The organism is Gottschalkia purinilytica, from assembly GCF_001190785.1.
Taxonomy (GTDB): Bacteria; Bacillota; Clostridia; order Tissierellales; family Gottschalkiaceae; genus Gottschalkia_A; species Gottschalkia_A purinilytica.
On record NZ_LGSS01000003.1, the window covers coordinates 197,050 to 216,485 of the forward strand.

Sequence of the window (19,436 nt, forward strand, 5' to 3'; positions counted from 1 at the left end):
CACCCCTTTAAATATTTTGTAATGCAGATTTGATTCCATCTATTATTATCTCAAACTCAGTCTCATCAATTGTTCTTAAATCCATATAAAGTCTATCTTTATATAGTCTAGTAATTATAGGAATTTCATTTTCTCTTAATTTTCTTTCTAGAGATGTAACACTTATATGATCTGAAGAAATCATTATACATTTTGTAGGAATTTTCTCCAATGGAAGAGACCCTCCTCCAACCTGTGAGAATTCATCTACTACTTGTATATCTAATTTATCTTTTATACAGTTCTTTATTTGATGTAACAATTTATTAGCTTTTATTTCTATATCATTTATAGAAGTAGTTAACATTCTAAGTGTAGGAATGTTTTCAATAGCTTTATCCTCATCTAAATAAAATCTTAAGGTCCCTTCAAGCGTAGCTATTGTAAATTTATCTATTCTTAAAGCTCTATTAAGAGGATGTTTTTTCATCATGTCTATGTATTTCTTCTTTCCTACTATAATTCCAGCCTGAGGTCCTCCTAAAAGCTTATCTCCGCTAAATGTTACAACGTCTACTCCCGAATTTATAGAGTCTTGAACAGTAGGTTCATACTCTAATCCATACTTACTTAAATCTATTAAAACTCCACTTCCTAAATCTTCTATTACTGCTACTTCTTTTTTCTTACCTAGTTCTACTAATTCATCTAGACTTATAGAAGAAGTAAACCCTAAGATTCTATAGTTACTCGTATGAACTTTAAGAAGTGCTGCTGTTTCTTCTCCTATAGCTCTTTCATAGTCCCAAATGTGAGTTTTATTTGTTGTTCCTACATCCACTAATTTAGCTCCGCTCTGTTCCATTACATCTGGTATTCTAAAAGATCCTCCAATTTCAACTAATTCTCCTCTAGATACTACAACCTCTTTTTCCTTAGCCAATGCACTTAAAACTAAGACTACTGCTGCAGCATTATTATTTACAACTAAAGCTGCTTCAGCTCCAGTAATTTTCTTGATTATATCTTCTAAATGACTATACCTTGAACCTCTAGCTCCTGTTTCTAAGTCAAACTCTAAATTTGAATACTTTGTAGCAATGTTAGAAACATATTTCATAACTTCCTCATTTATAAGTGAACGTCCTAAATTAGTGTGAATAACTACACCTGTACAATTTATAACTCTTTTGAATTTAGGGCTCATAGTATTTTGTACTCTCAAAGTTACATTATCATATATTTTATTTATTCTATTGTCTAAATCTTCTAAAGTTATATCTCCTTTAGATATTATCTTTCTTATATCATCTAGTTCTTCTCTTATTGACTCTATAACTAACTCTCTAGAATTAATTTCTAACATACTTTTTATCTTTTCGTTTTCAATTATCTGATCTACCTTTGGAATTCTACTGTAAATATTTGAATTCATGTATCTTATCCTTCCTAATTCCATATATATTTGTATTATCCTACTATTATAGAATACTCTTGTTTTTCAACTACCTCTCCTATAATTCCGAACTCAGTATTATTACCTTTTAGTTCTTCAAGTAGTAAGTTTACTTTATCTTTATCTACAGATATAAGCAGTCCTCCTGATGTTTGGGGGTCATATAATATATCCTTTAATTCTTGTGACATTTCTTTATCAAAGTAAACTTTATCTCCTATAAAACTTTTATTAGAATAAGCTCCTGCAGGTACTAATCCCATTTTAGCAAATTCTAGTGCTTCTTTTATCACTGGTATCTTTTCAGATTCTAACTTAATCGTAACATTACTACCTTCAGCCATTTCTAATGTATGACCTAATAGACCAAAACCTGTAATATCTGTACAGCTATTTACTCCTACTTTAATCATAGCATCTTTAGCATGTTTATTCAGAGTAGTCATAACTTTTACAGCTTTATCATAAGTTTCTTTATCTGTCATCTCTGCTTTTATAGCAGTATTCAATACACCTATTCCTAATGGTTTAGTTAATACAAGTATATCTCCTACTTTGGCGTTGCTATTAGTTAAGACATTCTTTGGATGTATAAATCCACTAACACATAATCCATATTTAGGTTCATCATCTTCAACAGTATGACCTCCTATCAAAATAGCTCCTGATTCTATAACCTTATCATAACCACCTTTTAACACTTCAGCCATTACTTCTGATGGTAAACAAGTAGGAAAACATATTATGTTCATTGCTAACTTAGGATCTCCCCCCATTGCATAAACATCACTTATAGAATTAGTAGCAGCTATTTGACCGTAAGTATAAGGATCATCTACTACTGGTGTAAAAAAATCTACAGTTTGTATCAAAGCAGTATTATCATCTATTTTATAAACAGCAGCATCATCAGATGTCTCTATACCTACTAATAAGTTTTCGTCGCTATTTAATTTAGGTAACTGACACAGAACCTGTGCCAAGGTATCAGGACCTATTTTAGCTGCTCAACCTGAACTTCTAGTCATTTCTGTTAATCTCTTATGCTTTACAGTCATTTCTAAGTCACCTCTTTCATTATCTGATAGTTATCAATTCTTTTATAGATTCATACTTTTTCTTCCCTATACCAGAAACATTTATTATATCTTCTATGCTAGAAAATTTATTATCATTTCTGTATTGAATAATTCTATCTGCTAGTACTTCTCCTACTCCAGGTAAAGTTAAAAGTTCATCTTTTGAAGCAGTATTTATATTAACCTTTTTACCCAAAGATGAACCATTGTTACTTGTAATTGTTTGATCTGTATTTGAATTTATCTCTACTTCACTTTCTCCTATTTTAGGTATATATATTTGCTCTTCATCTTCTACTTTCCTTGCTAAATTTATCTTATTTTCATCTGCTTCTTTAGTTAATCCACCTAACTTATCTATAGCATCTATAACTCTATCTCCGTATTTTAAAGTAACTAATCCTGGATTCCTTACTTGACCTGTAACATGAACTATTATAGTTTGATTTTTTAATTTTTCTTGATTTCTCTCATATTCATTTTTAGAATTATTTCTATCTTCATTATTTTCTTCAATAAATACATTTTCTATGCTATCATTTGGATAATCTGAAGATTTTAATGTCATATTTTGACTACTATTAAATATTTTATACCCTAAAGTAATTGCAATAACTGCACCAAATATTAGTATAACTATTTGTTGTCTTTTTGTAAAGTGACCCATATTATCACCTCTATTAATACATTTTCTTAACTAAATACATTCTATTTTATACAATAATTTCCTTTAAAATATTATTTTAATATATATTGTCGAAATTTTTAATCATATTTATTTAAATTAATATAATTTACATAGTACCATAAACCCATTTATGTATATTTATTCTAAAAAGTTATTAATTACTATTTAAATTCCTACATTGATTTTGATATACTATATACTGGGTTAATTTTAGGAGGTGATATATTGAAAAATTTTTTGAAATATTTTTTAGTAATGTCTTTAATACTAAATATAATAGCTTGTAAAACCTATGCCGATAAAGAAAATTCACCTGATATTTCCTCAGAAGCAGCAATTCTAATCGATGCAAAAACTGGACAAGTTCTATATGGAAAAAACATTCATAAGAAAATGTTTCCTGCAAGTACTACTAAAATATTAACAGGTATATTAGCAATAGAAAATTCTAATTTATTCGAAGATGTAGTTGTTGATGACAAAACTCCTTTTGAGATAGATGGTAGTCATATAGCTCTTGAACCAGGAGAAATTTTATCTATGAATGATTTACTTCATGCTCTTTTGATTGCATCTGCTAATGATGCTGCCGTCGTAATAGCCAAGCATGTCTCTGGTTCTACTGAAGACTTTTCTAAACTAATGAATAAAAAAGCAAAAGAATTAGGAGCTAAAAATACTCACTTTGTAAATCCAAATGGACTTCCTAATGAAGATCATACTACAACAGCATATGATTTAGCTATGATAGCCAAATATGCCATGAAAAACAAAACTTTTAAAGATATAGTTAAAAATTACTCCTATGTAATTAGCCCTACAAATAAGAAAAGCGAATCTAGACACTTAAACTCCTCTAATAAACTTTTATATAGTAAAAGAAAAATAAATGTAGATGGAAAAGAAGTTCCTATAAAATACGATGGAGTAAACGGTGTTAAAACAGGCTATACTGTTGCAGCTCAACAATGCCTTGTTGCATCTGCAACTAAGAATGGTAATCAGTATATATCTGTAGTATTACGTGCAACTGGTACTGATGTCTATGCAGATACTCATAAGTTGTTAAACTATGCTTTTGAAAATTTTTCTAACAACAAACTTGCTTCAAAAAATGACTTTGTATCTAGTATAAGAGTAGAAAATGGAATTAAGAGTACAATAAAGTCTGTTTATGAAAAAGATTTATATTCAACACTTTCCAAAGTTGATATCAATAATTTAGATAAAGAGATAGTTTTGCCGAGTAAAATAACTGCTCCTATATTAAAAGGGCAAGTTTTAGGAAAAGTGTTATTTAAAGTAGATAATAAAACTGTAGGAAGTGCAAATATAATATCAACTGAAAAAGTTGAAAAAGGTAGTTTATCTTTCCTGTCCAATCTTTTTAGTAACATATTTAGTAAGACATGGTTTAAAGTTTTATTGATTTTCATATTACTTAGAGTTTTCATCAGGCTATTAAAAATATCAAGATTAAAGAAAAGAAAAAGAAGAAGAAAACAATATTCATATTATAAAAAAGGTGTTTAACTTTAAAGTTAAACACCTTTTTGTATACTATAGTATAGCTACTGCTTCTATTTCTACATTTCCATCTTTAGGAAGTCTTGCTACTTCAACACAAGATCTAGCTGGTTTATGTTCCGAAAAATATTCAGAATATACTTGATTAATTAATGCAAATTGATTCATGTCTTTTATAAAAACTGTAGTTTTTACTACGTTATTAAGTGAAGCTCCTGCCTCACTTAAGATAGCTTTTAAGTTTTCTAAAGATTGTCTTGTTTCATCTTCAATACTTGTATTTACAATTTCTCCTGTCTCAGGATTCATTCCAAGTTGACCTGAAGTAAATATCATATTTCCAGCAATTATTCCTTGAGAATAAGGTCCAATAGCTTGAGGTGCCTTTTGTGTTGAAATTACTTTGTTTGACATACTATTTATCTCCCCTTTAATCTTCATTTTTTATATTTATATAAAACTTTTATTTGCTCTGAATGAAATTTTCTATATTTCTACTCTCACCATCTATCCAAAGTCTTTCTAGATTGTAGAATTCTCTATCTTCTTTATAAAATACATGAACTATAATATCTCCAAAATCTAATAATATCCATTTTCCACTTTGATATCCTTCTTTTTGAAGTAATTCATATCCTTGCTCAGACATTTTTTCTTCTATTTCATCTGATATAGACATTACCTGTCTCTGAGAATTTCCACTTATTATAACAAAATAATCTGAAAGAGTAGTTAATCTTGAAATATCTAATACTTTAATATCGAAGCCTTTTTTATCATCTGCACTATTTACTATTACAGAAAGTTTGTTGTCTATTGCCACTAAGTCAACCTCCTAGTTTTTAAATTTATTCTTGAGAAGTTTTTTTATTCACAACTTTATGATCTTCAAACATAGACTTTACTATTTCCTCTGATTCATCTTCGTCTGGTATAAAATATGATACATTTTCTATCATTTTAGCTTCTCCTGGAAGCGTCGCCATTTCTATATTGCTTGTATCTATATTTTTTACGTCTAAACCATATTTAAGCATAAGTTTTAAAGGTATGTTAGTTTCAATATTTTCCATACTTGTTTTTATTAAGCTAGGTATTTTTACTATATTCTTGGGCTTTAAAGTTTGATCTATTGCATTTTTAATAAACTGTTGCTGAGCATTTATTCTTCCCAAATCTTGATCCGCATAACCTTTCCTAAACCTTAAAAACTCTAGTGACTTTTTACCATTTAAAACTTGTTTTCCCTTTTTAATATTAATATGAAGTGGTGGATCTGCTACAGGATCACTATATTTCATATTAATAGGTACATCAATTTCTACTCCACCTATTTCATCTACTACATCTTTAACTATCTCATAATCTACTTTTACATAATAATCTAAGTCAATTCCAAGTAAATCTCTTACAGTTTTAACAGTTAACTCAGGACCTCCAAAAGCATGTGCATGATTTATTTTATCTTCACTTTTTTTACCTTTAATTTTTACTTTAGTATCTCTAGGTATAGATAAAATTGATATTTTTCCACTTGTAGCATCATACTTACATAGCATCATCGTATCTGTTCTTTGTCCTTCTGATTTACCCTTAGTTTCAGCATCTACTCCCATTAACAAAAATTTTATCTCATTACTATCTTTACCTTCTGTTTTTCCACTATCTATATCATTTCCTGAAGCTTTATTGCCAATTTTGTCGCTTTTAACTGCAAAAAAAATACCTCCACCTAATATTACAGAAAAAATTAATAATGATGTAAAAAAAGTTTTTAAAAATCTACCCATATAGTCTTCACTTCCTTCATTGTTTAGAGTTAAGTATAATATAGTTTCTTGCCTTCACAGTATCTTCATGTAAAATCCAACCTCTATCAATGACATGTCTTATTGTATTTTCCATTGATTTTAATAAAGACTTGTCCAGGTTTTTATAAGCTAGATCTCTTATTTCTTCTACACCTGGAAAATCTCTCCCTGGTTCTATATAATCTGCTATATATACTATTTTTTCAAGTAAACTCATATTTTCTCTACCTGTTGTATGATATTTTATAGCATTGATAATGTCGGTATTTTCAATTTTATAATGATTTTTAGCTATTTCAGCACCTAGATAAGCATGAATAAGAACAAATTCCTTTTCATACATACCTTTTAAAATTATACCAAACTCATTAGCCATTTTCAATAAATAACATTTATCTAATATTCTACCACAATCATGTAACAAACCTGCTAACATTGCATCTTCTTCATTTTCTCCATAGCACTTTGCTAACTTTTGTGACACTTCCATAACTCTTAATGAATGAAGATATCTATCTTTCCCTATGCTTTTTTCCAAATCTTCTTTTATTTTTTTTATCATAGTATTTACTTTTAATAGAAACTATTTTGGATCTATCTATTAAAAGCTCACCCCCTTTAAATATTATTGGCTATTCCCTATATAAGTTATTCTTTTCTATATATTCTTGTACTAAATGTGGTAGCAAATATGTAACAGGCATTCCTTTTTTTATTCTATTTCTTATGTCAGTAGAAGAAACTTGTAGTTCCGGAATAGTTATTGTACAAACATTTTTCTTATACTTACAACTAACATTTATCCCATCTAAATCAAATCCTGGACGTGTAGCACCTATAAACTTACACATTTGTAGTAACTTGTCTGAATCTTTCCATGTATGTAAGTCTAAAAGAGAATCTGCTCCTGTTATAAAATAAAATTCTACATCATCTTTATATTTTTCTTTAAAATAAGACATAGTATCTATTGTATATGTTAATCCTTTTCTATCTAATTCAATAGAAGATACCTCAAAGTAGGGATTTGTAAGTGTAGCCAATAAAGTCATCTCATATCTATGATATCCTAAAGTAACATTCTTTTCTTTTTTATGAGGAGGATTTCCTGTAGGAATAAATATAACCTTGTCCAATTCAAACTTATATCTTGCTTCTTCTGCTATTACTAGATGTCCCATATGTATAGGATCAAAAGTACCACCCATTATTCCATATTTTTTAACTTTTTTATTCATTCCTTTACCTCCTGATGCGTCTTTACTCTCACTATTATATATTATTTTTATAATAACTTAAATAAAAATAAAAGTCCTTAGATAAAGGACTTTCTAATTAGGATTAGTATTCATCTATAAAGTTTTTAATTTGCAATATTTGTTCTTCATCATTATATATTAAAGTATCTATCTTTTCATCCTCAAAGTTTTTTAAATGAACTGTTAATTTCCCATCTTCTCCATTATCATATCTTATGCATCTAAACCCATTTTCATATAAATTTTTTATTTCTCTTAAATGAGATTTCTCTTTCAATATATCATCTCCTAATAGACTATTAATTCTAAAAAGAGATTGGCTTTTACCCAATCCCCATTTAATATTTATTCTGTCCTATTAGTTCCATAATATTATAGTTTAAGGTAATTCTATTTTCTTACTATCTTTTGATTCTCTATACAATACAAATTTATTTCCTATACTTTGAACAAACTCTGCATTTACTTCTTCTGCAATTTCGTTTGCTACTTCTTTTACATCTAATAGACTATTATTTAGAACATTAACTTTTATAATTTCTCTAGCTTCTAAAGCATCGTCTATTTGTTTTATAAAGTTTTCTGAAACTCCATTTTTACCTAATTGAAGAATTGGTTCTATATTGTGTGCTATTGATTTTAAATAGCTTCTTTGCTTGCCTGTTATCAAGTAATACACTCCCTTTATAAATTATTATTCTATTTCTATTTTACTTTTTAGTCAAAAAATTCAAATTCATATCCACATATATTTACTATATCTTCATCTTTTATTCCTAATTTCTTAAGTTCATCTACTATTCCTTTTTTTCTAATAACGTTTTGGAAGTTTCTTACAGAATCTAAATCTTCAAAATTAGTAGAGTTAATCAATTTTTCTATAGGATATCCATCAACAATGTACTTATCATTTTCTTTTTTAATAATAATTTCATTATCTTTACTTTTTAATTCATATAATTTATTTTCATCTACTTCTTCAACAATAGGCTCTGGTTCTCCTATCTCTTGTAGTTTATTTAAAATAGCATATTCAAGTTCTTTTATACCTTTCCCTGTAGCAGCTGATATAGGATAAATACTGTATCCATGTTTTTTAACTTCTTCCTCTAATTTGTTATATCCCTCTTGTGAACCAGGAATATCCATCTTATTTCCAATAACAATTTGAGGTTTTTCCGCTAATTTAGGACTGTATTTTTTTAGTTCTTCATTTATTTTGTAAAAATCCTCAACAGGATCTCTTCCTTCTTGTGATGACACATCTACAATATGTACTATTGCTCTAGTTCTTTCTATGTGTCTTAAAAATTCATGTCCTAATCCAACTCCAGAATGTGCTCCTTCTATTAATCCTGGAATATCCGCTATAACAAAACTATCTCCTCCACCAACTTGTACCACCCCTAAGTTAGGTGTAAGAGTTGTAAAATGATAGTTTGCTATCTTAGGCTTTGCATCAGTCATTATAGATAGTAAAGTAGATTTACCGACATTAGGAAATCCTACAAGTCCTACATCTGCTAAAAGTTTTAACTCTAAAGTAATGTTTCTTTCTTCTCCTTTTCCTCCACCTTCGGCAAATCTAGGTGCTTGTCTTGTTGAAGTAGTAAATTTAGCATTTCCTTTTCCACCACGTCCACCTTTTGCTACAACTACACTTTGCTTATCTTTTGTTAGATCTGCTATAACTAATCCTGTTTCAGTATCTTTAACTATAGTTCCAGGGGGAACCCTTAAAATTAAATCTTCTCCACCTCTACCATATTGTTTTTTTGCTTTACCATTTTCACCAGTTTCAGCTTTATAGTGTTTTTTATATCTAAAGTCCATTAAAGTTCTTAATCCATTATCAACTTGGAGTATTACGCTTCCACCATCTCCGCCGTCTCCACCAGCAGGTCCTCCTGAAGGCTCATACTTTTCTCTTCTAAAAGCAACTGCACCATGTCCACCATTTCCGCCTTTTACGTAAATATTTGCTACATCTATAAACATAGTAATCATCCTTACCTAATTTTTAATAATATCATTATATCAATTATGAATTGCGTGTCAATAAAATTTTAAGTAGTTAAAATCTTATTAAAAACAAATCTATTTTAAATATTGCTCGAATATATTTCGTTATAAATAGTATCTTGTAACTTTAGTACTTCAACTTCGTCATATTTATAAGTTATTATAATACCTTCATCTTTTAGCATAATTTCTGAATATTTATTTTTTAAATCATTTTTTATATTTTCTTCAAAGTTTCCAGATATATTAAATGATATACTGTCTTCATGCTCCAAAACTATTATGTAGATACTACATTCATCATTTTCATCATGAAAATCTATTAAATAATCCGATATATCTTCTAGGTTTTCTAATATTTCTTTTTCATTTTTTATTTTTCTAAATTCATCTTCTACATAATTATTTACTTCGAAATTTATTTTTATACCTACATTAGCAGCCTTTAATATTTTTCTTTCTAGGAAAAGAGAGATTGATAAAACAGAAAGGTTATATATTTTGCTAATATTCATCATAGTATCTGTTACTTTTTTTATTTGGAATATTGCATTATCATATTTTCTTAGTTGTAAATAACCATATATAATCTGCAATGTATTCATAAAGTCATGTCTATTTTCTCTTGATATCTTTTTCATATCTCTTATAAAACTCATGTTAATTTCTTTATTATATAAGTTATTAGAATCTTCTTTATAACTTTTTATTAATAGTATAAGATCAATCATTATAACTATAGTAATTAATATTAAAGCAACAATTTTTGGAGCTGTAACTGTAAATATTATCATTCCAGATATTATTAATAAAATTATTTTTAAAATAGTATAAACTTTATTAGATTTATTTATATATTTTCCAAAGTTACTAGTATTTATTTTAATCCCCTCCTTATTTAATATTTTCTACTTTATTCTATTTTATTCTATCATATTTCTCATATAATTTATCTAATTATTATAAATAAGCCATTAATAAGTTATTATGATATTAAAATAATACAAAAAAAACTACCTAGATATCTAGGTAGTTTTTTACTAAGATAATGCTTCTTTTGGATAGATACTAACTTGCTTTTTATCTCTTCCTTTTCTCTCAAACTTAACTATACCATCGATTTTTGCAAATAATGTATCGTCTCCACCTTTTCCTACGTTAAGACCAGGATGAACTTTTGTTCCTCTTTGTCTAACTAAAATATTACCAGCTAAAACAAATTGTCCATCAGCTCTTTTTACACCTAATCTTTTCGCTTCACTGTCACGACCATTTTTAGAGCTACCTACTCCTTTTTTCTGAGCAAAAAGCTGTAAATTAATTTTTATCATTTCACTACACCTCCCCATACTCGAGAGTTATATATTTCGAATAAATCTCTAATAATCCTTCTAGTCCAACTATCATTGTCTGCAATACAATATCTGCTTTCTCTCTTTTTTCTCTATCTAAGTTGTTAGGTATTGAAACATTCAAGTATCCTTTTTCTTCATCTATAGAATATAATATATCTTTTTCATCAATACCGCATACTTTATTGAGAGAAATAAGAGTAGTTTCAGTAAGTATAGATATTGCAGCACATACGATATCCTCTCCAGCTATACCATATCCTGAATGCCCACTAACTATATACTGGACAATTTCATTATTTTTATTACTTAGGATTTTGATATTCGTCATAGCTATTACTATCCATTAATTTTGGCAATTTTAACTTTTGTATAAGGTTGACGATGACCTTGTTTTTTTCTGTAATCTTTTTTTGCCTTATACTTGAAAACTATGATCTTTTTACCCTTACCTTGTTCCTCGATGTTTCCGCTTACTACAGCACCATCAACATAAGGCTTTCCTACTTTTATATCTCCTTCATTTGATACTAAAAGTACTTTATCAAAGTTTACAGCATCTCCTTGGCTTCCTTCAACCTTCTCTACGAAAATTACATCGCCTTCTTGAACTCTATATTGTTTTCCACCTGTTTCAATTACTGCGTACATTATAACACACCTCCTCTAGCCAGTCTCGCCAATGACAGGCACCTAACGGTTTAATACCTACATTGTGCGGCTACTTACAAAATATGATTTTATCAGATTCTGAACAGTTTGTCAATAAATAAGACATAGATTGTTCATTACTTTTAAATTAATTTTTTTACAAATTCTTCTTGTCCTATACCTACTATTTTAATATCGCTAAAATAAAGACTCTCATTATCTCTAACATATATTTTGATACTATAGATTAATTCTAAAGAATTTATAAACTCATTTTTATTATCTCTCAAATAATTTAATACTAATGGACTTAGTTCAAATAAAACAGCTGTTGCACTTGTATGAAGTTTTATTCTTTTAATCTCTTTCTCTATATTAGACATAACTACGCTTTCAGATAATATTTTTCCTCTACCTTTACAGTATGGACATTCTTTTAATAACCTAGAAGTAAGCCTATTTCTTACCTTTTTTCTTGTCATTTCTACTAATCCAAGCTGAGTCATTCCTAATATAGTTGACTTTGTTCTGTCTTTATCTAATTCTTCTTCTAAGCATTTTAAAACTAACTGCTCATCTTTTTCATTATTCATATCAATAAAATCTATTATAATTATTCCACCTATATTTCTTAATCTCAATTGCTTTGATATTTCCTTAGCAGCTTCTATATTAGTCTTAAATACAGTATCTTTTAAATCTATACTACCTATGAACTTTCCTGTATTTACATCAATAGATGTTAAGGCCTCTGTTTCATCAATTACTATATAACCTCCACTTTTAAGCCATACTTTTTTATCTAAAGCCTTATTTATCATACTTTCTACACCTAAATATCCAAATATATCATGACTATCATCAAAATATTTAACACGACTTTCAAGTTCAGGAGATATCATCTTAACTAGGTCTACTATACTCTGATATTCCTTTTTATCATTTATAATAAGTTCGTCTATGTCTTTAGTAAAATAATCTCTTACAGTTCTATGAACCAAGTCTAAATCCTTATATATTGTTCTTGGAGCAAATCCTAAGTTTTTTTCACTATCTATTTTGCTAAGTATCTTTAGTAAAAATCTTATATCATCCTTAAATTCTGTTTCATCAATTCCTTCACTTACAGTCCTTATAATGACTCCCATATTGGCAGGTTTTATTTCTTCGGCAATACGTCTTAGTCTCTCTCTTTCATCTTCTCTACTAATTCTTCTTGATACCCCTATGTAGTCTGTATAAGGCATAAGAACAAGATGTCTACCTGGAATAGTTATATGAGTAGTAACCCTAGCACCTTTTGTTCCAAATGGTTCTTTTATTACTTGAACAACTATTTCCTGTCCAGACTTTACTACATCTTTTATCGAAATATTATTTAAGTTTATATTTTTATCTGATAACATCTCTTTCGTGATAGCGTCTTTTACGTATAAAAAAGCATTTTTTTCAAGACCTATATCTACAAAAGCTGCCTGCATTCCTGGTAAAACATTTACTACTCTTCCTTTATATATATTTCCTGTAACTCTTTTATTATCATCTTGTTCTATATATACTTCAACTAGTTCATCATTTTCAACCATAGCAACCTTATTTTCATTTAATCCTATGTCTATGATTATTTGATTCATAAAATCTCCCCTAATTTATTTTCTATATTGGAGTTACTATATGATCTTCTTTTTCTATAAATAAATCTAATCTATGAATTTTTATGTTTTCTTTATCAATTTTTATTTTAGTCAATTCATCAAGTTTATCTATAACAACTTCTGGTTTTAGATTCCCATTACTTCCTGTTTTAAGCATCATCTTAAATATAATCGTGTTATCTTCATAATCCAATATGATTAATTTTCTTATCCTATCCCTTACATTGTCTTCTTTTCTTACTACTTTATAACCTTTCTTCTTTTCCTTAACCACTATTATTTCTTCCATTTTCATAAACTTATTTATTTCGTTATCTATTGTTTCCTTATCTATTTTTTCTATAAGACTAACTTCTACTATATATTCACTCCATCTTATTAAAGCCATTATAGATTCTTTTGTATCTTTGTCACTTGCTTTAACTATTTTTATTCCATCAGGAAGCACACTATTTGTTCTGTCAACAAACTCTTTTATATCTATATTATCTTCTAACTCAATATCCATATATTCGCCATCACTAGATACTCCAAGTGACAATGCTGTTGCAAATGCCATTTTAGGTTGTGGATTAAATCCCTCACTATATTTTAAAGGTATATCAGCCCTTCTAAAAGCTCTTTGAAATAATCTCATTAGATCCAAATGAGATATATATTTTAAATCATTACATTTTGTAAATTTAGCTCTAATATTTGTCATTAGCATACACCACCTGTAAAACTCTTATTAATGCCACATGCTGTACATCCTAGTCTGCAATCTTTGGTAAGCTCTTCTTTTTTTGACTTTTCATTCTCTTTTATAAGAAACTCTTTAGTAACTCCTACATCTAAAAAGTCCCATGGTAAGACTTCATCATATGATCTCTCTCTTGTAGCATAGAAATCTGGATCGATTCCTGTTTCTTCAAAAGCTTCCATCCAGTTATTGAAGTTAAATAAATCTGACCATCCATCAAACTTACATCCCTTCTCCCAAGCTTTTACTAAAACTTTACCTATATTTCTATCACCTCTAGCAATGACAGCTTCTAAAAAGCTTAATCTAGAGTCATGATGATTATATATTACTTTTCTATCTTTAATTTGTTTTTTTAAGAAATCTATTTTTTGATTAAATTCATCAATAGTATCTTGAGGATGCCATTGGAACGGTGTAAATGGTTTTGGAACGAAACAAGATGTACTTACAGTTACTTTAAAATTACCCTTTCTTTCCTCCCTAGGTATATCAAAAAATTCACTTTTAACTTTATAAGCTAATTCTTTTATACCTAGAATATCATCGTAAGTTTCTGTAGGTAGTCCTATCATGAAGTATAGTTTTACAGTTGACCATCCTAATTTAAATGCACTTTGAACAGATTCTATTAAGTTTTCTTCTGTTATACCTTTGTTTATAACATCTCTAAGTCTTTGACTTCCTGCCTCTGGTGCAAATGTAAGCCCAGTCTTTCTTACTTTTTGAATTTCCTCTATCACACCTAATGAAAATGAATCTAGCCTTAATGAAGGTAAAGATAAACCTATTTTTTTATCTTTAAATTCTTTCATAAGTCTAGTTACTAATTCTTCTAATTGAGAATAGTCACTTGTACTTAGTGAAGATAGTGATATCTCTTCATAGCCTGTAGCTTCTACTAGTTTTTTAGCAAGTTCCACAAGGTTATCAATACTTCTCTCTCTTACAGGTCTATATATCATTCCAGCTTGGCAAAATCTACATCCCCTAGTACATCCTCTAAATATTTCTAACATTATTCTATCATGTACAGTTTCTATATATGGAACTATTATTTTTTCTGGGAAATAACTCTCTTCTAGATCTTTCATTATTCTCTTTTTAATAGTTTTAGGATATTTTTTATCTTTAGGTTTGAACTCTTTTATAGTACCATCTTCATTATACTCTACTTGATAAAACTCTGGTACATACACACCCTCTATTTTGCTTACAGCTTCTAAGTATTCACTTCTACTTTTATTAGCTTTTTTGAATTCTTTATATAGTTTTAATATCTCTATATTAACTTCTTCACCTTCACCTATTACAAAAAAGTCTATAATATCAGCTAAAGGTTCAGGATTATATGCACATGGTCCTCCTGCTATTACAAAAGGATCCTTATCTGTTCTATCCTTAGAAAGTATAGGTATATTTCCTAGGTGTATCATATTTATAATGTTTGTATAGCTCATCTCATATTGTAAAGTAAATCCTATAAAGTCAAACTTGCTTATAGGATCTTTACTCTCAAGCCCATACAAAGGTATATTATTTTCTATCATTTTTTGTTCCATATCTATCCAAGGAGCAAATACTCTTTCACAATAAATATCATCTTCATTATTTAAAAGACTATATAATATATGTGATCCTAAATGTGACATGGCTACTTCGTAAACATCTGGAAATGCTAAAGCAAATCTAACCATATCTTCTGTAACTTCTTTTTTAACACTGTTTTGCTCGTTTCCTATATATCTTCCTGGTTTTTCTACCTTAAGGAAGATTTTTTCTAGTTGCTCTTTAAACATTAAATTATCATCCTTTTCTATTTTTTACTTGTACATTCTATATGAACTTTATCATTAGTATACAGTATTATTTTATCATTTTTAATTATTATTTAGTAGTTTTTCTACCTCAGTATACAGTCCTTGATCTATAACACCTTCAATCAAGTCACATTCACTTATAGTACCCAGACATTTTCCTTTATTATCTATTACTATTAGTACATGGTATTTGTTTGGTAAAAAGCAATTAAATATTTCTTCAGCAGTTACTGTTTTTAAACATACAAGTAAATGTGTTTTCATTATTTTTCTCTGTCTAAGCTCCCACTTCTTCCCTGTTATGTTTTTCATGAAAATAAAAGCTGCCATTTTGCTTTCTTTATTGGCAGCTATTAAAATAAATATACTAAGTATAATAATATAAATACTTTGTCTTAAAGTTAAACAATATATACTAATTATTATTATAAAGACACACAATATATAAGTTAATCTGGTTAAATATCTTGTAGAATTCTTTACTCCAAAAAAATTAGATAAAAATGCCCTTAAGATTTTTCCACCATCTAGTGGGAAAAGAGGTAATAGATTAAAAAAGCATATAAAAGAATTAGCCTTGATCATATAATATGTTAAGTAGCTACTGGTTATCTTCTCTATAATCATAAATAATAGCATTAAACAAAAGTTAAATAAAGGACCTGCTATAGATATTATAATTTCTGTATTAGGATCGTGTCCTATTAAACTTTCACTTTTAGCAACTCCTCCAAATACAAATAACTCTACTTCACCAATTTTCACACCATATTTTGATGCTACAAAAATATGAGCCAGTTCATGAAATAATATCAATATAAACATTAGTACTATTTCGATAAAGTATCCAAAATAAAAGTAAATTATTATAGGTATAAGCATAATATAGTTTAGCTTTACCCTTATGTTATTCAATTTTAATATATACATTATGTTCAACCCCGTTGTTATCAAATTATTAGATCATTTGAGCTAGTTTTTATATAGTTTAAAGGATTAACAGCTTTGTTATCCTTCCAAAGTTGAAAGTGTAAAAGCTTTTCCTTTCCTTCCGTATATTGTATTCGCCCTATTATATCTCCTTTAGTAACTTTTTGTCCTTCTTTAACGAGGCTTTCTTCAATTCCTTTATAAAGAGTTTGCATCTTGTTGTGTTGAATTTTTATTTCAAATATTCCATTATTCTCACTTACATCTAATACAGTTCCATTATCAATAGATATTATGTCTGAACTTTTTACTAATATATCTACTCCTTTATTAACCTTTTTTATATCTTCTGTTTCTTTTATATCTCCAAAGTTACTTTTAATGTCGCCTCTAGTTGGCATCATATATATTTCTTTTTGTTGGTTCTCTTCCATTTTTAAAATACTAAATGCAGTTATAACTTTGTCTTTTATATATGAGTGTTTTTTCATATAAGCCAAAAGCTTCTTCGAATCTTTTTTTATATCAATTGTATAGTTAATAGTATCATCTACTATTTTTATAACTTCATTTCCTTTTTTAAAATTTATCTTCTTTATGGCAATTATAATAACTAAAATTATAAGGCAAATAAATAGCTTTTTTATTTGCTTTATATAAAATTTTTGATCTTTATTTTTATAATTATATCCATATCTGCGCTTTATATTGTTAAAGAAAGTTTTACTATTATTCATATGCAATTATCCCCCAATTATCAATTTAATACATTAATATTTAGATAAATGGGATTTTATTACTTTAAAAATTCCTTTGTATGAAATATATTAGTTATCTTTTTTAGTTTCTTTTATTACCTCTCTCCAGTCTATATCTCCTCTTTCTAGACACTTGATAATAAGTTCAGCTGTTCCTAAATTAGTAGCAATAGGTATATTATGAACATCACTTAGTCTTATAAGTGCCTGTACATCAGGTTCATGAGGTTGTACTGTTAATGGATCTCTTAAAAAAATAATTAAATCCATCTCATTATTAGCAATCATAGCTCCTATCTGTTGATCTCCTCCCACTGGACCTGACATAACTTTATTTATTTTGAGACCTGTAGCTTCTTCGATGTGTTTTCCAGTTGTACCTGTTGCATATATACTATGGTTTTTTAGTATGTCTTCGTATGCTAAAGTAAAGTTTACTATTTGTTTTTTCTTTTTATCATGTGCTATAAGTGCTATGTTCATAGATATCCGCCTCCACTCTCTATACAAATTTTGTTATATTAACATATTACCACATTATTATACTTTATTTTATACTAAAATAACCCTGTATCACATGATACAGGGTTAATAAGTACTATTTTATCGAATCTTCTTTCATTTTTAGTATAGGAATATTTGCCACTAAGGCTGATATAGGTGAACTATCACTATCTTTTCTTGTTCGTGTAAGCTTTATATCTAAGCCTTCCTCATCTATAACCATATAATCAGAAATCACTCTAATAATATCTCCTTTTATCATTTCTAGAAAACGGGGAGAGACATTTGCTCTGTCATGAATCAATACTAATTTTAGCCTTTCTTTAGCTACATTTTTACTATTTTTTTCACTTCTACTGAAAAATCTAAAGAAATCCAAACCAACCCCTCCTTTAATTTATTTCCCAAATAAAATTTTCTTGAGTTTGGTAAACATGCCTTCTTCTGTTTCTAAATTTAATAAAGGAACTTCTTCTCCTAATATTCTTTGAACTATATTCTTATAAGCTTGTCCTGATAAGGCTTTTTCTTCTATAACAACAGGCTCTCCTTTATTAGTTGATATTACAATTGATTCATCGTCTGGAACTATTCCCAGAAGATCTATTGCTAATATATCAATCATATCATCAATATTCATCATATCTCCTCTTTTTACCATATCATATCTTATTCTATTGATTATGAGCTTAGGATCATCTAACCCTTTTGCTTCTAATAAGCCTATTATTCTATCTGCATCTCTAACTGCTGATATTTCTGGAGTAGTAACTACTATTGATTTATCTGCTCCTGCTATAGCATTCTGAAATCCTTGTTCTATCCCTGCAGGACAGTCTATAATAACATAGTCAAATTGTTCTTTTAGACTATCACTTAATTCTTGCATCTGAGATGGAGATATCGCATTCTTATCTTTAGTCTGTGCCGCTGGTAAGAGATATAGCCCATTGTATCTTTTATCTCTAATAAGACCTTGTTTTAGCTTACACACTTTTTCAACTACATCAACAATATCATATACTATTCTATTTTCGAGACCCATTACAACATCTAAATTTCTTAGTCCAATATCAGCATCCACTACAACTACAGTTTTGCCAAGCATGGCTAAACCGGTTCCTATATTTGCAGTAGTAGTAGTCTTTCCTACGCCACCTTTTCCTGAAGTAACTACTATTACCTCGCCCATTTATTTCTACC

The 19,436-nt window shown here is 28.4% G+C and carries 24 protein-coding genes; 1 reads left to right on the forward strand and 23 read right to left on the reverse strand.

The window, feature by feature from the left end:
- Positions 1-7: 7 nt before the first annotated feature.
- Genes selA through CLPU_RS04265 form a run of 3 tightly spaced genes read right to left on the reverse strand, consistent with a single transcriptional unit; the run spans position 8 to position 3,181 of the window.
- The gene (gene selA / locus CLPU_RS04255; protein ID WP_050354410.1) at positions 8-1,414 is read right to left on the reverse strand and encodes an L-seryl-tRNA(Sec) selenium transferase; all 1,407 of its coding nucleotides are present in this window, start codon (positions 1,412-1,414) and stop codon (positions 8-10) included.
- A 35-nt stretch (positions 1,415-1,449) separates the two neighbouring features.
- Positions 1,450-2,493: a selenide, water dikinase SelD gene (gene selD, locus CLPU_RS04260; protein WP_082154071.1), complete on the reverse strand. Its 1,044-nt coding sequence runs from the start codon at positions 2,491-2,493 to the stop codon at positions 1,450-1,452.
- Between the two features lie 19 nt (positions 2,494-2,512).
- Positions 2,513-3,181 (reverse strand): ComEA family DNA-binding protein, encoded by a 669-nt coding sequence (locus tag CLPU_RS04265; protein ID WP_050354412.1) that lies wholly within the window; start codon positions 3,179-3,181, stop codon positions 2,513-2,515.
- Between the two features lie 246 nt (positions 3,182-3,427).
- Between CLPU_RS04265 and CLPU_RS04270 the strand changes: the two genes are divergently transcribed.
- Positions 3,428-4,735 carry a D-alanyl-D-alanine carboxypeptidase family protein gene (locus tag CLPU_RS04270; protein ID WP_235436100.1) on the forward strand — a complete coding sequence of 436 codons (1,308 nt, stop codon included), beginning with the start codon at positions 3,428-3,430 and terminating at the stop codon, positions 4,733-4,735.
- Positions 4,736-4,762: 27 nt separating this feature from the next.
- Here CLPU_RS04270 and CLPU_RS04275 read toward each other — a convergent pair whose 3' ends face one another.
- The 20 genes from CLPU_RS04275 to minD all read right to left on the reverse strand — a co-directional run bounded on the left by CLPU_RS04275 (position 4,763) and on the right by minD (position 19,425).
- Positions 4,763-5,143 (reverse strand): RidA family protein, encoded by a 381-nt coding sequence (locus CLPU_RS04275; protein WP_050354413.1) that lies wholly within the window; start codon positions 5,141-5,143, stop codon positions 4,763-4,765.
- Positions 5,144-5,192: 49 nt separating this feature from the next.
- Entirely contained in the window at positions 5,193-5,552 is a 360-nt protein-coding gene (gene rsfS, locus CLPU_RS04280; protein WP_050354414.1) for a ribosome silencing factor, read from the reverse strand.
- 25 nt (positions 5,553-5,577) lie between these two features.
- Positions 5,578-6,519 (reverse strand): LCP family protein, encoded by a 942-nt coding sequence (locus CLPU_RS04285; RefSeq protein WP_050354415.1) that lies wholly within the window; start codon positions 6,517-6,519, stop codon positions 5,578-5,580.
- 16 nt (positions 6,520-6,535) lie between these two features.
- Complete coding sequence (gene yqeK / locus CLPU_RS04290; protein WP_050354416.1) at positions 6,536-7,102, reverse strand: bis(5'-nucleosyl)-tetraphosphatase (symmetrical) YqeK; 567 nt, start codon at positions 7,100-7,102, stop codon at positions 6,536-6,538.
- Between the two features lie 70 nt (positions 7,103-7,172).
- Positions 7,173-7,778 (reverse strand): nicotinate-nucleotide adenylyltransferase, encoded by a 606-nt coding sequence (nadD, locus tag CLPU_RS04295; protein ID WP_050354417.1) that lies wholly within the window; start codon positions 7,776-7,778, stop codon positions 7,173-7,175.
- 103 nt (positions 7,779-7,881) lie between these two features.
- A complete protein-coding gene (locus CLPU_RS04300; protein WP_050354418.1) occupies positions 7,882-8,076 on the reverse strand; it encodes a hypothetical protein in 195 nt (64 codons plus the stop codon).
- Between the two features lie 102 nt (positions 8,077-8,178).
- Complete coding sequence (yhbY, locus tag CLPU_RS04305; RefSeq protein ID WP_050354419.1) at positions 8,179-8,469, reverse strand: ribosome assembly RNA-binding protein YhbY; 291 nt, start codon at positions 8,467-8,469, stop codon at positions 8,179-8,181.
- A gap of 47 nt (positions 8,470-8,516) precedes the next feature.
- Positions 8,517-9,797, reverse strand: coding sequence for a GTPase ObgE (gene obgE, locus CLPU_RS04310; protein WP_050354420.1), 1,281 nt, complete (start codon positions 9,795-9,797; stop codon positions 8,517-8,519).
- 104 nt (positions 9,798-9,901) lie between these two features.
- Complete coding sequence (locus CLPU_RS04315; protein WP_050354421.1) at positions 9,902-10,615, reverse strand: Spo0B domain-containing protein; 714 nt, start codon at positions 10,613-10,615, stop codon at positions 9,902-9,904.
- A gap of 246 nt (positions 10,616-10,861) precedes the next feature.
- The gene (gene rpmA / locus CLPU_RS04320; protein ID WP_050354422.1) at positions 10,862-11,152 is read right to left on the reverse strand and encodes a 50S ribosomal protein L27; all 291 of its coding nucleotides are present in this window, start codon (positions 11,150-11,152) and stop codon (positions 10,862-10,864) included.
- Between the two features lie 4 nt (positions 11,153-11,156).
- Entirely contained in the window at positions 11,157-11,504 is a 348-nt protein-coding gene (locus CLPU_RS04325; RefSeq protein WP_050354423.1) for a ribosomal-processing cysteine protease Prp, read from the reverse strand.
- Between the two features lie 8 nt (positions 11,505-11,512).
- Positions 11,513-11,824: a 50S ribosomal protein L21 gene (gene rplU, locus CLPU_RS04330; RefSeq protein ID WP_050354424.1), complete on the reverse strand. Its 312-nt coding sequence runs from the start codon at positions 11,822-11,824 to the stop codon at positions 11,513-11,515.
- A 143-nt stretch (positions 11,825-11,967) separates the two neighbouring features.
- Positions 11,968-13,458 carry an Rne/Rng family ribonuclease gene (locus CLPU_RS04335; protein ID WP_050354425.1) on the reverse strand — a complete coding sequence of 497 codons (1,491 nt, stop codon included), beginning with the start codon at positions 13,456-13,458 and terminating at the stop codon, positions 11,968-11,970.
- A 22-nt stretch (positions 13,459-13,480) separates the two neighbouring features.
- Positions 13,481-14,182 carry a TIGR03936 family radical SAM-associated protein gene (locus CLPU_RS04340; protein ID WP_050354426.1) on the reverse strand — a complete coding sequence of 234 codons (702 nt, stop codon included), beginning with the start codon at positions 14,180-14,182 and terminating at the stop codon, positions 13,481-13,483.
- Positions 14,182-16,020, reverse strand: coding sequence for a TIGR03960 family B12-binding radical SAM protein (locus CLPU_RS04345; protein ID WP_050354427.1), 1,839 nt, complete (start codon positions 16,018-16,020; stop codon positions 14,182-14,184). Before CLPU_RS04345 ends, CLPU_RS04340 begins: the two co-directional genes overlap by 1 nt.
- 81 nt (positions 16,021-16,101) lie before the next feature.
- Positions 16,102-16,971: a site-2 protease family protein gene (locus CLPU_RS04350; protein ID WP_050354428.1), complete on the reverse strand. Its 870-nt coding sequence runs from the start codon at positions 16,969-16,971 to the stop codon at positions 16,102-16,104.
- Positions 16,972-16,991: 20 nt separating this feature from the next.
- The gene (locus tag CLPU_RS04355; RefSeq protein WP_050354429.1) at positions 16,992-17,708 is read right to left on the reverse strand and encodes a murein hydrolase activator EnvC family protein; all 717 of its coding nucleotides are present in this window, start codon (positions 17,706-17,708) and stop codon (positions 16,992-16,994) included.
- A 90-nt stretch (positions 17,709-17,798) separates the two neighbouring features.
- Positions 17,799-18,212, reverse strand: coding sequence for a methylglyoxal synthase (mgsA, locus tag CLPU_RS04360; protein ID WP_050354430.1), 414 nt, complete (start codon positions 18,210-18,212; stop codon positions 17,799-17,801).
- A gap of 115 nt (positions 18,213-18,327) precedes the next feature.
- Positions 18,328-18,612 (reverse strand): cell division topological specificity factor MinE, encoded by a 285-nt coding sequence (minE, locus tag CLPU_RS04365; protein WP_050354431.1) that lies wholly within the window; start codon positions 18,610-18,612, stop codon positions 18,328-18,330.
- 18 nt (positions 18,613-18,630) lie between these two features.
- Entirely contained in the window at positions 18,631-19,425 is a 795-nt protein-coding gene (minD, locus tag CLPU_RS04370; RefSeq protein WP_050354432.1) for a septum site-determining protein MinD, read from the reverse strand.
- Between the last annotated feature and the right edge of the window lie 11 nt (positions 19,426-19,436).

Bases quoted from the DNA above. Each gene is read 5' to 3' on its own strand.
- rplU (WP_050354424.1), bottom strand. From the start codon at position 11,824: ATGTACGCAGTAATTGAAACAGGTGGAAAACAATATAGAGTTCAAGAA.
- CLPU_RS04285 (WP_050354415.1), bottom strand. From the start codon at position 6,519: ATGGGTAGATTTTTAAAAACTTTTTTTACATCATTATTAATTTTTTCT.
- selA (WP_050354410.1), bottom strand. From the start codon at position 1,414: ATGAATTCAAATATTTACAGTAGAATTCCAAAGGTAGATCAGATAATT.
- CLPU_RS04355 (WP_050354429.1), bottom strand. From the start codon at position 17,708: ATGAATAATAGTAAAACTTTCTTTAACAATATAAAGCGCAGATATGGA.
- obgE (WP_050354420.1), bottom strand. From the start codon at position 9,797: ATGTTTATAGATGTAGCAAATATTTACGTAAAAGGCGGAAATGGTGGA.
- CLPU_RS04335 (WP_050354425.1), bottom strand. From the start codon at position 13,458: ATGAATCAAATAATCATAGACATAGGATTAAATGAAAATAAGGTTGCT.
- CLPU_RS04265 (WP_050354412.1), bottom strand. From the start codon at position 3,181: ATGGGTCACTTTACAAAAAGACAACAAATAGTTATACTAATATTTGGT.
- CLPU_RS04325 (WP_050354423.1), bottom strand. From the start codon at position 11,504: ATGACGAATATCAAAATCCTAAGTAATAAAAATAATGAAATTGTCCAG.
- CLPU_RS04315 (WP_050354421.1), bottom strand. From the start codon at position 10,615: ATGATAATATTTACAGTTACAGCTCCAAAAATTGTTGCTTTAATATTA.
- mgsA (WP_050354430.1), bottom strand. From the start codon at position 18,212: ATGAACATAGCACTTATAGCACATGATAAAAAGAAAAAACAAATAGTA.
- CLPU_RS04340 (WP_050354426.1), bottom strand. From the start codon at position 14,182: ATGACAAATATTAGAGCTAAATTTACAAAATGTAATGATTTAAAATAT.
- CLPU_RS04350 (WP_050354428.1), bottom strand. From the start codon at position 16,971: ATGTATATATTAAAATTGAATAACATAAGGGTAAAGCTAAACTATATT.
- CLPU_RS04275 (WP_050354413.1), bottom strand. From the start codon at position 5,143: ATGTCAAACAAAGTAATTTCAACACAAAAGGCACCTCAAGCTATTGGA.
- nadD (WP_050354417.1), bottom strand. From the start codon at position 7,778: ATGAATAAAAAAGTTAAAAAATATGGAATAATGGGTGGTACTTTTGAT.
- rpmA (WP_050354422.1), bottom strand. From the start codon at position 11,152: ATGATAAAAATTAATTTACAGCTTTTTGCTCAGAAAAAAGGAGTAGGT.
- CLPU_RS04345 (WP_050354427.1), bottom strand. From the start codon at position 16,020: ATGTTTAAAGAGCAACTAGAAAAAATCTTCCTTAAGGTAGAAAAACCA.
- yqeK (WP_050354416.1), bottom strand. From the start codon at position 7,102: ATGATAAAAAAAATAAAAGAAGATTTGGAAAAAAGCATAGGGAAAGAT.
- minD (WP_050354432.1), bottom strand. From the start codon at position 19,425: ATGGGCGAGGTAATAGTAGTTACTTCAGGAAAAGGTGGCGTAGGAAAG.